12 protein-coding genes and 1 tRNA gene are annotated in these 13,172 nt (G+C 52.7%); 8 read left to right on the plus strand and 5 right to left on the minus strand.

Annotated elements, in window-relative coordinates; genetic code table 11:
* The first annotated feature begins 8 nt into the window (after window positions 1-8).
* From EGT51_RS09760 to EGT51_RS09770, 3 genes are all read left to right on the plus strand, one after another.
* Window positions 9-539 carry a dihydrofolate reductase family protein gene (locus EGT51_RS09760; RefSeq protein ID WP_135368524.1) on the plus strand — a complete coding sequence of 177 codons (531 nt, stop codon included), beginning with the start codon at window positions 9-11 and terminating at the stop codon, window positions 537-539.
* Between the two features lie 63 nt (window positions 540-602).
* Window positions 603-944: a DUF1516 family protein gene (locus EGT51_RS09765; protein WP_135368525.1), complete on the plus strand. Its 342-nt coding sequence runs from the start codon at window positions 603-605 to the stop codon at window positions 942-944.
* Between the two features lie 264 nt (window positions 945-1,208).
* On the plus strand, window positions 1,209-2,225 hold the full coding sequence (locus EGT51_RS09770) for a zinc-dependent alcohol dehydrogenase (RefSeq protein WP_167850188.1): 1,017 nt from the start codon (window positions 1,209-1,211) through the stop codon (window positions 2,223-2,225).
* A gap of 66 nt (window positions 2,226-2,291) precedes the next feature.
* Here the strand turns inward: EGT51_RS09770 and EGT51_RS09775 are convergent, their stop codons facing one another.
* From EGT51_RS09775 to EGT51_RS09790, 4 genes are all read right to left on the minus strand, one after another.
* Window positions 2,292-3,002 (minus strand): aspartate/glutamate racemase family protein, encoded by a 711-nt coding sequence (locus EGT51_RS09775; RefSeq protein ID WP_135368527.1) that lies wholly within the window; start codon window positions 3,000-3,002, stop codon window positions 2,292-2,294.
* 5 nt (window positions 3,003-3,007) lie between these two features.
* Window positions 3,008-4,261, minus strand: a complete 1,254-nt coding sequence (locus tag EGT51_RS09780; protein ID WP_135368528.1) for a carboxylate--amine ligase — start codon at window positions 4,259-4,261, stop codon at window positions 3,008-3,010.
* A gap of 139 nt (window positions 4,262-4,400) precedes the next feature.
* Entirely contained in the window at window positions 4,401-6,284 is a 1,884-nt protein-coding gene (gene asnB / locus EGT51_RS09785; protein WP_135368529.1) for an asparagine synthase (glutamine-hydrolyzing), read from the minus strand.
* Window positions 6,285-6,430: 146 nt separating this feature from the next.
* Window positions 6,431-7,129, minus strand: coding sequence for a Crp/Fnr family transcriptional regulator (locus EGT51_RS09790; RefSeq protein WP_135368530.1), 699 nt, complete (start codon window positions 7,127-7,129; stop codon window positions 6,431-6,433).
* Window positions 7,130-7,404: 275 nt separating this feature from the next.
* On the opposite strand from EGT51_RS09790, the gene EGT51_RS09795 reads away from it, so the two are divergent.
* Both EGT51_RS09795 and EGT51_RS09800 read left to right on the plus strand, forming a co-directional pair.
* Window positions 7,405-8,814, plus strand: a complete 1,410-nt coding sequence (locus EGT51_RS09795) for a C69 family dipeptidase (protein WP_135368531.1) — start codon at window positions 7,405-7,407, stop codon at window positions 8,812-8,814.
* Window positions 8,815-8,882: 68 nt separating this feature from the next.
* The gene (locus EGT51_RS09800) at window positions 8,883-9,119 is read left to right on the plus strand and encodes a hypothetical protein (protein WP_135368532.1); all 237 of its coding nucleotides are present in this window, start codon (window positions 8,883-8,885) and stop codon (window positions 9,117-9,119) included.
* A 156-nt stretch (window positions 9,120-9,275) separates the two neighbouring features.
* On the opposite strand, the gene EGT51_RS09805 is transcribed toward EGT51_RS09800, so the two are convergent.
* The gene (locus tag EGT51_RS09805; protein ID WP_135368533.1) at window positions 9,276-11,789 is read right to left on the minus strand and encodes an excinuclease ABC subunit UvrA; all 2,514 of its coding nucleotides are present in this window, start codon (window positions 11,787-11,789) and stop codon (window positions 9,276-9,278) included.
* Between the two features lie 167 nt (window positions 11,790-11,956).
* On the opposite strand from EGT51_RS09805, the gene EGT51_RS09810 reads away from it, so the two are divergent.
* The 3 genes from EGT51_RS09810 (at window position 11,957) to EGT51_RS09820 (ending at window position 12,901) form a co-directional block, all read left to right on the plus strand.
* Window positions 11,957-12,469 (plus strand): VanZ family protein, encoded by a 513-nt coding sequence (locus EGT51_RS09810; RefSeq protein WP_135368534.1) that lies wholly within the window; start codon window positions 11,957-11,959, stop codon window positions 12,467-12,469.
* 2 nt (window positions 12,470-12,471) lie between these two features.
* A complete protein-coding gene (locus tag EGT51_RS09815) occupies window positions 12,472-12,765 on the plus strand; it encodes a heavy metal-binding domain-containing protein (protein ID WP_135368535.1) in 294 nt (97 codons plus the stop codon).
* Between the two features lie 52 nt (window positions 12,766-12,817).
* A tRNA-Leu gene (locus tag EGT51_RS09820) sits at window positions 12,818-12,901 on the plus strand.
* Window positions 12,902-13,172: the final 271 nt, after the last annotated feature.

Genomic DNA, 13,172 nt, shown 5'->3' on the forward strand with positions numbered 1-13,172 from the left:
CCTCAGTCATGGGAAAATTGATTTTTTACGGCGCCACTTCACTCGACGGCTACCTGGCCACTAGCGACGACAATCTGGACTGGCTCACCCATTTGACCGACATCCCCACCGATGCTGGGACCGCCACTTTGGCAAGCATGGCCGCCGCCATCATGGGGCGAGTGACCTACGATTACGTCGCCCAGCAAGCCCCTGACGCGCCGTTTAACCCGGCCAACCCGCAGATGCACAATTACGTCTTAACGCACCAGAATCGGCCAAATTTGCCGCTGACGACCTTTACCGATGAAGACGTGGTCACTTTGGCACGCGACCTACGCACCCAACCGGGCGATACCTGGATTGTCGGTGGTCAAACGATTCTCACACCCCTTTTAGCGGCGGAAATGGTCGACACGCTGTTTCTGCAACTGGCCCCGATTCTCTTGGGCCAAGGTAAACGCCTCTTTGGCGACTTGGCTCAGCCACAACATTTTGACCTGATTCAGGCCCACCAGTTAGGCCCCCTAGCCGAACTGGTCTATCAGCGGAGAAATTAGTACCCCTTTATCAGGTGAATATGGTACGCTTAACCTATATTCGTACGCGAAGGAGCGGTTGGTATGTGGTTAGCCCTACATTTTTGGACCTGGATTATTTTAACGTTACTCGTCATCGGTGGTCTCACGCGACATTCGGAAAAGCGGGCCACCCAGTTCCTAATCCTCGCCCGGCTGGCCTACCTGGTCATGATTATCAGCGGCGTGGTCTTAAGCATTCGCACCTTTGGCCACGCTCCCGTGTTGATCAGCCTGAAATTCATCTTGGGCATCGGCACCATTGCCCTGATTGAAATCAGCTTCGGTCGTAAAATGGAACGCGACACGCCGCACCTGGTCTACTGGATTTTGGGACTGGTGGCGCTACTGACGGTGGGGTTGGGCCTGACCTTGGCCTTTCACTAATTCAAATTTTCAGAGTGGGCCAAAGGGCGACTAGCCGGCGAGCATTAAGGCTGCTAACCGAATAATCCCAGTTTTGGATTGTTTGGTTAGCAGTTTTAAGCGGAACCGGGCGCCTTTTGGCCCACGTTTCCGCTATGTAAAGGTGACATGAGCCTGGGAGATTTTCCCAGGCTTTTTTCTGCAGAATACCATCCCCACTCCGTTTTGACTTTCAAGTTTCAGTCCATTATCATAAAGTTAAGAATATGTGAAGGAGTGAACGTAATGAAAGGTGTTATTTATCACGGTATTCATGATATTTCAGTCGAGGAACTCCCTGCCCCTCAACCAACCGCCAACGATCTGGTCCTAAAGGTCATGCGTAACGGCATTTGTGGCTCCGACCTCCACGCCTACAATCTGGGTGGCGACGAGATTGGTATCCTGAAAGGCGGCGCGCTCGGACACGAATTTGTCGGCGAGGTCGCTGAAGTTGGCGCTAACGTTCAGGGTATCCACCCCGGGGACCACGTTTTCGTCAATCCTAGCCGAGCTAAGGGGTCAACCAGTCAATTGGCTATGGCCGGTGGCCTTTCACAATTGAATCTCATCAAAGACGCCGTGTTAAATGACAATGTCTTTCTTTTGCCAAGCGACCTTTCCTTTGACCGCGCTGTAGTTATTGAACCCTACGCTGTCGGGATCCATGGCAAGAACATCGTCCACCCCACTCCGGAACAAAGCTTCTGCATCTTTGGTGCTGGACCGGTCGGACTGGCAAGCGCCTCCGGATTGTTACAACAAGGGATTACCCAAGTGGCTGTGGTCGATATCGACGAGCAACGTTTAGCCTTTGCCAAACGCCTCGGCGCCCACGTCATCAATTCGGCCAAGACCGACTTGACCGCTGCGCTAAAAGACCTGTTCGGCACAGGTACTGGCCTCATGGGTGACGAACGAATTGGCGTTGATACTTACATCGACTGCGTGGGCCTGCCTAGCTTCATGACTGACTTCATTGCCCAAGCAAAATTCGGTGCCAAGTTTGTGGTTGTGGCCTTAGGGGCTGAGCCCGTTACCTTCAAGCCACAGTTCTTGGCCATGAACGAAATCAGTCTGATTGGTTCAGCCATTTACACAGCTACCGATATTCAGGAAGCCATCGCTAACGTTGCCCAACCGGACAATCTCTTCCCTAACATCGTTTCTGCTCACTATCCCCTAGCCGACAGTGAACAGGCCTTCCAACGGGCCAACACCGATAAGACGGCGCTAAAGGTCGTCATCGACGTCAACGACTAATTTAAATCTAAAAAAACCGCGCCAACCCACCTCCCGTCTTAGGGAAGTCAGGTTGGTGCGGTTTTTTTAGGCTTCACGCATCTTTAAAGCCAGTTCCAAGGTCCGGTCAACCAATACGGATTGGCCGTCCACTAAAGGAATCTGTGTTTCGGGTTCGCGTTCTTGGGCCAGTGACAACTCGGTGCAGCCGAGGATGACGATGTCGGCCCCCTGTTCGTCGATCATTTGCCGCAAGATGCGGTGGTAGAGCACGGGATCCACGTGGTCTTTTTCCTTGATGTTGTCGTAGATCAAGGCCATGGTCTCCGCTTCGATCTCATCGGTCGGCAACACGGGCGTCAACCCCGCCGCCAAGACCTCATGTTCATAGACCTTGTCCGTAATGGTCCCCTGCGTCCCGGTGATACCGATGCGCTTGGCATTGGGGAACTTGCGGATGATTTCCTTGACCGTTTCGCGCGGCATGTGCAGCAATGGCACGTCGGCCGCCGCTTGCAGGTCATCATAAAAGTAATGTGCCGTGTTGCACGGCAAGGTGAAAAAGGCTGGGCCCAGTTGATTCTGCTGGCGAATATCCTCGAGCAGACTCGGCAACGGGCTCGGTTGGCTGTGATCTAAAATGTAAGCCGTCCGGTCCGGCACCGTCGCGTGGTTGACCAAAATATAATTCAAATACTCCTGATCGGCGTGGGCTGGCGTCCGCTTATTCAGCAAGTGAATATAGCTTTCGGTCGCCATGGTGCCCATGCCACCAATGATCGTAAAGAATTTTTTCATGGTAGTTACCCCTTATTTTCTGCGAAATACTTCTTAAAGTTAACCGTGTAGTTGTGCTGCATCCATTGGATCAGGGCCCAACGCTTCAGGTTCATGTCTTGATCGTAACGGTAGGTCGTGCCGTACTTACCCGCCGCAATCAGCTTTAAGGCGCGTTCCTTGTCGGCGTTTTCGCGAGTGTAGCGCTTGAAGACCTTGACCGGTACCCCGAGCCACAAAGCGTGCTGACTTTCATCTTGGTTGCCGTAAACGGTGGGCGCGTCTTCGAGGCTGTCCTTCACGTAGTCCTTGACGACCCAATCGGCCAGGTTGTAGCCGTTGAGCGTCACGAAGAAACTGCTGCGGCCTTGACGCAAGTTGATTTCAAACAGCTTGAACGACTGGTCACGCACGTCGTATTTCATATCGAAGTTGGCATAGCCGGTGAACTTGATGGCTTCCAAGAATTTTTGAATGTTGTGGTAAATGGTCTCGTTGTATTCGGGAATGATGGCCACGTAATTGCCGATAGCCGATGGTGCGGGATCTTCTAACAACGGGTGACCCAGACACATCATCTTCACGTGATGGTTGCGGTCCACGTAGGCGTTTAGCACCCGCATGTTGCTGTCATCGCCGGGGACGAAATCCTGTAAGATCAGGTCGGACGTGTAGCCGTTGTCGTAGATTTTTCCCACGATATCCTTGAATTCGGCTTCGCTTTGAATCCGGAAGGCCTTCTTGCGGCCCTCAAAATGGACATCCAACCACTCCACACTGTTGGCGGGCTTCAGGGCCACCGGATAGTCAAAGGGTTGTTCCACGTCGCCGGCCGTGGCTTCAGCCTTGGTGATGATGCGCGTTGCCGGGTATGGCAAGCCGTATTGATCACAGACCTTGTAGAAGTTTTCCTTATTGTTCAAGTGGCGCAACTGATCGTAATCAATGTACGGGCAAATGAACACGTCTTCCAATTCAGCCTTGTGCTTACTGATCAACTCGGCATAGCCATCCCCACACCCGATCAGAATCACGGGTTCCGGATGATTAGCGTAGCGTTCCTTCAACTTGCGCATGGTTTCGATCCACACGGGGTCCTCATCGAATCCCGGAATCAATTCCAAGTTGACAACTTTCGTGTAGCGGGTCGGTGCGAGCTGAATGCTGGCAAAGGCCTGAACGGGTTGGTGGTACAGTTCATAAAATGACCGCGCCATCCCGTAAACGTTAAAGTCACTCCCCAATAAAACGGGCGTGAATTTTACTCCATTGGTTTCCATAACGAATTAAAGTCCCTTCACAACGTACTGGATTTCTAAAAATAAATTTTGCTAAGTAAACACAATCAAGGTTGTTAACGGACGAGTCCAATAGCAACCTTGATCAGGGTCGGTCCTGCCAAACGGCGGTCCGGTTAAATTAAACTTGCGTGCGGTGAACTAAGTCGACCGTCTTGGCCGTCGTGTCTTCTGGGAAGTAAACTTCGTACCACAGAATAAACGTGTAAATGGTAAAGATCTTTTGCATGCTGGATTTGCCATTGATATGTTCATGCAAAATTTCCATCAACGCATCGGTATTAAAGAACTTGTGGGCCACATCAGAGTTAAACGCCTCGATGATCCGCGACTTGTAAGGTTCCGTCTTGATCCAAGTGGCAATTGGAGATGGGAAGCCCATCTTTTCCTTCTTGGCCACACGTTCTGGCAATTCGGCTTCAGCGGCCGTTCGCAAGGATACCTTGGTCTCATCGGCGTGAATCCGCGTCTTGACAGGCATGGTTGCCGCAAATTTAGCCACTTCTTTATCCACTAATGGCGTCCGAACTTCTAGGGAGTTGGCCATACTCATCCGGTCGGCCTTGTGCAAAATGTCGTAAGGCAACCAGGTGTTGATATCGAAGTATTGCATTTGCGTCATTTCGTCTAAGCCCTTGACATCGTCGAACAGATGCTTGGTGTAAGCCCCAGCGTCTTGGTTCAGACTAGGGTTCTTCAAGATCTTGTTGCGGTCATGGTAGTCAAAGACGTAGTTGACCCGGTAGTAACGTTCGCTCAGCGGTTGCGCCCCACGAACTAAGAACCGCCGACCGTGGAACCGTGGCAGCTTTTCGGCGATGCCACCCAGCATCTTGCGAATACCCTTAGGAACCCACTTTTGGTAACGTTCGAACGGAATGGCTTCCAGATAGGTGTTGTAGCCCCCGAAGAATTCGTCGGCCCCTTCACCAGACAGCGCCACCTTGACGGATTTCCGCGTCCCTTTGGACAGGTAGTACAGCTGCATGGCCGATGGGTTCGACAGCGGTTCGTCCATGTAGTACATGATAGTTGGCAAGATGTCAAAGTAGTCATCCCCGGTCATGTACAATGGTGTGTTCTTTTGCTTGATTTCCTTGGCAAATTCCGTGGACCAGCTCAATTCACTGTACTTAGAATTCTTGAACCCTAAGGAGAAGGATTGGATTGGCTTTAACTTGGACGCTTCATTCAAAACGTAGGAAGAATCGATCCCACTGGATAAGAAGCTCCCCACTTCCACGTCGGCAATCATGTGCGCCTTAACGGATTCGTCCACAATGCCGCGAATCTTCTTGGCATCTGCTTCAACCGTTTGGGTGTTGTCGATGTGATCGTAGTTGAACTTGAAGTAACGGTGTGTTTCCGTTTCCCCATTGGCGTGGTGAATGAAGTATTGGCCTGGCAAGACCTTGTAGACATTCTTGAACATGGTGTCACGTGAAGGAATGAACTCAAAGCTCAAATGGATTGGCAAGAGCGCTTCGTTGAATTCCTTCTTGAAATTAGGATGTTCCAAGAACGCCTTGATTTCAGACGCCCACAAGAACGTGTCGCCGTCATCATAGTAGTAAAGCGGTTTGATGCCAAAGTGATCCCGGGCACCAAAGACTTCGTTAGTCGTCTTGTCATAAATGACAAAGGCGTACATCCCCCGCAGCCGGTCCAACAGCTTAGGACCCCAAGCATCGTAACCGTGGATCAAGACTTCTGAGTCCACGTCCGTTTGAAATTCGTAGCCTAACTTTTGTAAGTCAGCCCGAATTTCTTGATAGTTGTAAATTTCACCGTTAAAGGTCAAAACCTTGGTTTGATCCCGGTTGTACATTGGTTGCTTTCCGTGAGCCAAGTCAATGATTGACAGCCGGCGGAAACCCATCACGGCTTGTTCGTCGTGGAAGTAGGCCTCGTCATCCGGCCCCCGGTGCTTAATCCGATCTGCCATACTATTGATGGTGTTAGTCGGAACATCTTTTTGATTCACGTAGCCAACGAATCCACACATGTGCGTATCCCCTTTTTTCTAAGTCATTTAAAGTCTAATTTTAGTCGTTCATTAAGATAAATGAAACACAACACCCATTATTTTAGCAAATTTGTTTGGTGAATACCATAATATTAAGGATTCTTAAGGGATAGCTAACCCGTTACCTATTCAGGGGCCACCGCGGCCAACGCCGAGCTATCCAAAACCTTCACTTGTCGGCGACCAATCGTTTCGATCACGCCGTCCTTGACCAGCTGGCGCAGCTTACGGCTCAAGGATTCTGGCGTCATTCCCAAATAAGCGGCCAGGTCTTGCTTACTCATCGGTAAGTCGATGGTCCCGGCCTGATGGCCACTGATCTCTTGCAAATAGCCGGCTAGCCGCGGCAAGGCATCCGGAATGGCGAGCAAGGTGGCCTGCCGTTCCGCCGTCTTCAAGCGATCCGCCAGTGCCCCTAACAAGGCCATTGATAGCTGCGGCATGTCCTTGATCAGAGCCGTTAGCGAGGCCCGCGAAATCGTGCACAGTTCACTATCCTTAGTAGCTTCCGCATAAGATGAATGAATTTCATCCGTAAACAGGGCAATCTCCCCAATGAAGTCGCCCGGATTCAGAACCCGCAAGACCTGTTCACGGCCGTCTTCGGCCAAGTGATAGAGCCGCACCTGGCCAACGTTGACGATGTACAGCGTCTGGGAGACCTCACCGGTACTGAAGACGGTGCCCCCCTTCTTGGCCACCACGGGCCGGGTCATCTGAGCGACCGACGTCAACTGATCGGCGGCCAGGCGCTGAAAAATTGGGACTTGCGAAACGCATTCTAGTTCCTGTTCAATTGATTCATGCTGATGTGCATGTGCCATACCGGCATCTCCTTTTTGATTTTTTAATCACTCTAATCGCCTGGGCAACGCTATTGTGTGCTGGCCGCCTACCGTCGCCAAAGTAGGCGCACCCCCAATAAAAATACGCATTGCCACTTAACCATGAGACTCACCCCTATTCTAGCAAACTTTGCTGATTTAGCGGTGGCGAATGCCTCATGCCCGCAAACCTTCATACATATCATGGGTTAGTGTCGCAATTGTGCTATAGTAATGACAACTAGTTTCAACCTAACGTTAAGGAGGAATTTTTCATGACCCGTCAAACTCATGCGGCGTGCACGTCATTTTTGGCCGGCAAGCTGGCCACCATCGATGGCAGCACGCTGATTGCCCGCAACGAAGATAATTTTGTGGCGATTTGGCCCAAACGCGCACAGATTCACGCAGCTAACGAACCGCGGGACCTCAATTTTATTTCCAAGGGCAACCATTTTACCACGACACTTCCCAAAAAAGCCTACCATTACACGGCAATGCCCGATACCGATCCTAGTGAAGGTTTCTACGAGGAGAGCGGTATCAATGAGAAAAACGTGGCGATGAGTGCCACCGAAAGTGCCTATACCAATTCTCGAGTGCTGGGTGTGGACCCCTTAGTCGCAGACGGCATTGCCGAAGACGCCATGGTAACCGTGGTCTTGCCCTACGTAGACTCCGCTCAGGCCGGCGTTCAACGCCTCGGCGAACTGGTCACGACCAACGGCGCGGCCGAAACCAACGGGGTGCTATTCAGTGACAGCGAAGAGGTTTGGTACATGGAAATCGTGAGTGGTCATCACTGGGTCGCCCAACGCATCCCGGATAATGCTTACGCCGTGGTCGCCAACCAATTGGCCATCGAAGACATTGATTTCGACGACCCGCACAACTTCATGTCCTCACAAGGTATCCGTCACTTCGTCCAGGCCAACCGCTTGAACCCGGACGGCAATCGGTTCAATTCTCGCCATATCTTTGGGACTCAGACCAGTGACGACGCCCACTACAATACGCCGCGCGTGTGGTACGGCCACAAGTTGTTTACGCCCAGTGCCTTTGAGAACCCGACCAGCCAGGACCTCCCCTTCATCCGGCACGCCGAACAAAAAATCAGCGTGGCGGCGGTTCAGGAGTTTTTAGGCTCCCACTATCAAGAAACGCCCTACGACCCACTCGGCAGCGGAAAAGCAACGGAAAAACACCAATTCAGAGCGGTCGGCCTGTCGCGAACGCAAAACTCTCACATCTTGCAAATTCGCCGCAACGTCCAGCCGGTCCTCGCCGGTGTCATTTGGCAATGCCTGGGCAATCCCGCGTTTAGCCCGTATTTGCCTTTCTACGCGCAAGGCGACCAGGTTGGCGCCGCTTACAGTGCCGACAACCAGGCCTACACCCAAAAGAATCCCTATTGGACCAACAAACTGCTCGACGTCTTGAGTGAAGCCCACTATCACCAAAACCGCAAGCTCCTAGACAGCTTCCTCAAGCAAACGCAAATCGCCGGCTACCACCGCCTACAGGTCGGCGACCAACAGGCGACCACCTCGGCCACGGGATTAGGCGCGTTCAACGCAACCACGGCTGCCACGATGGCCACATTGATGCAAGAACAGATTGGCAGATTAGTTGCGGCCAACGCCGAGCAATCCGCATTGACCTTCACCATGGATGCCGGGTTGTAATTTGGTATCGTTTTCAAGGCAAATGCGCTATAATGAAATTAGTAGCTAGCAGCGAAAGGAATGATTAGATGGATGAAGTAGTCCTTTTCAACCCAGGAGATTCAATTGGTAACTTTCATGATTATCATGAAGCTGTGCAGCAAGCTCAGATTTACCGGGAACGTCACGATGAATCCGGCCACGTCCTGGTCGTTAAGAGCGAACACGGGGAACCATCATTTGATATCTTTTTAGCGGAGCAACAGCTAACGGATAAGTCGGAACCCTCGACCAAACAACGCTACACCGTTTCTAAGAAAATGTAATCCAAATAAAGCGCACCGCCGAGCAATTGGCGATGCGCTTTTTAGTTTGTCTGGCTAACAGTTAGTCTATCTGAACCGACCATTGATTGGCCTGTGGCTGGCGTCATGGTTTCACCAAATTGATTGGCATAACGACTATTTGACCATCAACGCTGACTAAGCCCGTTGTCCGAACAAGGCCAACTGGTCCTTGAGGTACTTGCCCGTGACGCTCCCGGGTGTTTCACTCACAGCTGCCGGCGTCCCCGTGGCAACCAATTGGCCCCCGTTGATTCCGCCGCCGGGACCCATGTCGATCACGTAATCGGCATTGGCAATCAGGTCCAAATCGTGTTCAATCGCGATAACTGTGGCCCCCTGCTGTAGTAACTGGTCAAAGACCTTGACCAGCTGTTGAATATCCAGCGGATGCAGGCCCACCGTGGGTTCATCAAAAATAAACAGCGTACCGTTTTGGCGTTTGCCGATCCGAGAGACCAGCTTGAGCCGTTGGGCCTCACCACCGGACAAGGCCGGCGTGCTCTCCCCTAACAAGAGGTAGCCCAGCCCCATGTCATGCAGGGTCTGCAAGGTCTGTTCAATACCGGCTTCCTCGGCAAAGACGGGCAAAGCCTCATCCACGGACAAGGCCAAAACGTCGGCAATGCTGTAGTCATGCCACTTCACGGCCAACGTTTCTTGATTGTAGCGCTGACCGTGACATTGCGGGCAGACTTCCGTGATGTCCGGCAGGTACTGCACATCTAGTGAAATTTGTCCGGTCCCGCCACACATTGGGCATGCGCCCGCCTTAACGTTGTAAGAGAAGCGACTATTGGTATAGCCGTGTGCTTTAGCCGCTGGGGTGGCCGCAAAGAGTTTACGCAGCCGGTTCAAAATATCCGTATAGGTGGCGACTGTGGAGCGCACGTTTTTGCCGACCGGTACCGAATCGACCTTCACCACGTGGCGAATGCCGGCCCGGTCCAAATGGGTCACGTGCCGCGGCAAGGTCCGGTGATCCACGTCGGCCTCGATAGCCGGAATCAGGCTGTCCAAGACCAGCGTCGTCTTGCCGGCCCCGCTCATCCCCGTGACCGTCGTCAGCCGATTCTTGGGAAATTTCACGGCGACGTCAGCAATGTTAAACCGGTGTTGCACCTCGATGGCCAGCTGGCCCTTTTGCCAGAGCGCGTCGGCCGCCAGCTGTGGCCGTTCACGCAAGGTCGCCGTTCCGTTGAGAAATGGTGCGATCAACGAATGCGCGCTATGGGCCACCTGGTCGACGGTGCCTTCATCCACCACGGTACCGCCGTTCTTCCCGGCACCCGGGCCGATTTCGATCACGTAGTCGGCCGCGCCAATGATACGGGTATCGTGATCGACCACGACCACGGAATTCCCCTGGGCGACCAGTCCGCGAAAGGCCTTGATCAACCCGGTCACGTTGGCCGGATGCAGTCCCACTGAAGGCTCATCCAAGACGTAGAGCACGCCCGTCGTGGCACTGCGCAGGGTCCGCCCCAACTGGATTCGTTGGAGTTCCCCGGTCGACAGCGTATCTCCTGGCCGGCTCAACGTCAGGTAATCCAGCCCCAAGTCGACCATTGGCTGAAGGCTCAGCCGCAATTCAGCAACCAAATCACTACCGAGTTTGTGCATCCGTTCGGGAAGCCAGTCGACAATGGTCGTCGCAAATTCGCGCAACTGATTGATGGGTAAATCGGCGACCTCGGCAATATTTTTCCCGTTTAGCTGTTGCCGCAGTAATTTCGGATTCAACCGCGTGCCGTGACAATCCGGGCAGGTATCAAAGGTGTAAAACTTGTTGAGCTTGGCAATCGTCCGTTCGTTTTTGCTGGTGGCCATGCTGTCCTCGACCGCGGCGAAGGCGTTTTCGTAGACCGCCTTGTCCATGTGAAAGATTTTGCCCTTGCTGCTGGGAATATCGATGGCCACATACTGTTTCTTACCGTGAAGCACGCGTTGCTTGTCGGCTTCACTCAGATCCTTGTATGGCACGTCGATGGGGATGCCAATGGCGTTGGCCACGATGGGCATGAAATTCCGCCCCGGCAGATGCCAGGACGCCACCGCGCCTTCTTCTAGCGTCTGGTCTTCATTCTTAATGATCAAAGACGCATCCAACTGACAGACCTGCCCCAAGCCGCCACAGGTTGGGCACGCTCCGGCCGAATTAAAGGCAAAGTCTTCCGCGCTGGGCGCCATGAAGGTCACCCCACAGGTCGGACAGGTCACGTAGCCGTCATTTTCCGCGACGTCCAGGGTTGGCGGCACCCGATGGCCGTTGGGACAGACCGACGAGCCCAACCGTGAAAAGACCAGCCGCAAGATGTTAAAGCTCTCCGACATGGTCCCGACCGTGGAGCGGACGCCGGGCACCTGTGGCCGTTGACGTAAGGCCAGAGCCGATGGTAAATACTCGACGGAATCGACAGCCGCCTTGCCCATCTGGTTGATGCGCCGCCGCGTGAAGGTCGACAACGCGTTCAAATAGCGCCGCGCCCCCTCCGCATACAGCACGCCCATCGCTAGCGATGACTTGCCCGAGCCACTGCGGCCCGTGATGGCGACGAACTTATTTAGCGGGATGTCCACGTCGAGGTCCTTGAGATTATTGACCTTAGCGCCACGCACCTTGATCTTGGTTGGTAAATTAGTTGGTTCCATACCGTTTCCCCTTTCTCAAATGAGTGTTGAGTCAATTTTCCCGCTAAACTCTGGAGAACTCAAGCCAGGCGAATTTAAAATTGCCGGTTGCGTTAAAAAAATATGGTCCGGACCATTGTCCGCCACCGACGGACCCGGTATACTGGACTTATTGAGGAGGTGCGGCCATGATTCGTTGGATTCCCGCCGTACTGGTCAGTCTGATTTGGCTGGGACTGAGTCTGCGTGCCGCGCGTGCACGGCAGTATTGGCGATTGCTGTGGTGGTTGGGCTGTTGGGGCCTTAGCCTCTTGACTTGGACGCCAATCGCCTTTTCTTTTGGCAGTGATAGCGTCAGTGTCATCACCACCCACTGGATTGCCGGGGGCATCTGGGTCCTGCAACCCCTAGGCCGCGGCAGTGTCGACGCGTCATTTTGGTGCAACATCTTGATGACCGTGCCCCAGGGGTGTTTACTGCGGTTAAATTGGCCCCGTCTGCGGTGGCCCCATTGGCTGCTGGCGGGACTTGCCACGGGGTTGAGTCTGGAAACTGGGCAAGCCCTAGGCAACTGGCTCGTGAGCTTGGGGCGCTGGGTCGACATCAATGACGTCATCACCAACTGTACCGGGATCGTGATTGGCGCAGCTCTGGCCACTTTAGGGCAACACTATTGGTCCAAAAAATTCGAGGGGGATTAGACATGTTTATGACAACTGGTGGGTTGAATCGCACCCACGCCATCCAAGGCATCTTAACCGCAACGGCGAGCACCATGTTGCGATCAGAAAAGCCGGATGAATTTTCACTGTTCGACGGATTATTTGATGAGGTCAAACAGGATTTGATGAAGCAAGCCCAAGAGACCGATGCCGATGGTTTGATCGAGGTTCGTTTCAATACCGAGGTCGTTCGGATGAATGTGGCACCGAAATTTTTAGTCGTTCATGGCTATGGTACCGCGGTTAAATTCCCAAATTCAAAAAAAGTTGAATAAAGGGGTTCCCTTTTCCAAGACTTTAGTGTAATATATTACTTGTTGTTGAGTTGCCCCGATGGCGGAACTGGCAGACGCGCAGCGTTCAGGTCGCTGTTTGAGAGATCAAGTACAGGTTCGAATCCTGCTCGGGGCATCATGAATAACTTGGAAAAGCACTTCGCAATTGCGAGGTGCTTTTTTGTTATGCTATTTTTCATCGACCTAAGCCAGTGTCTCCCCACCTCAGTCGATAACGCTGCTATTGAGCTATTCACAAGTTTCCAAGCGCTGCTTTTTCTAAAAATTATGGCTCTTTGTCAACCGGTGTTGATGGGGAGAATTTGAGAGGTTCAATTCACTTACGAATTGGGCCTCTTTTTTGGACCCGAATATTGAATTCAATCTGTATTCTGTAGTGGAAGTTA

The organism is Levilactobacillus suantsaiihabitans (assembly GCF_004745505.1).
Taxonomy (GTDB): Bacteria; Bacillota; Bacilli; order Lactobacillales; family Lactobacillaceae; genus Levilactobacillus; species Levilactobacillus suantsaiihabitans.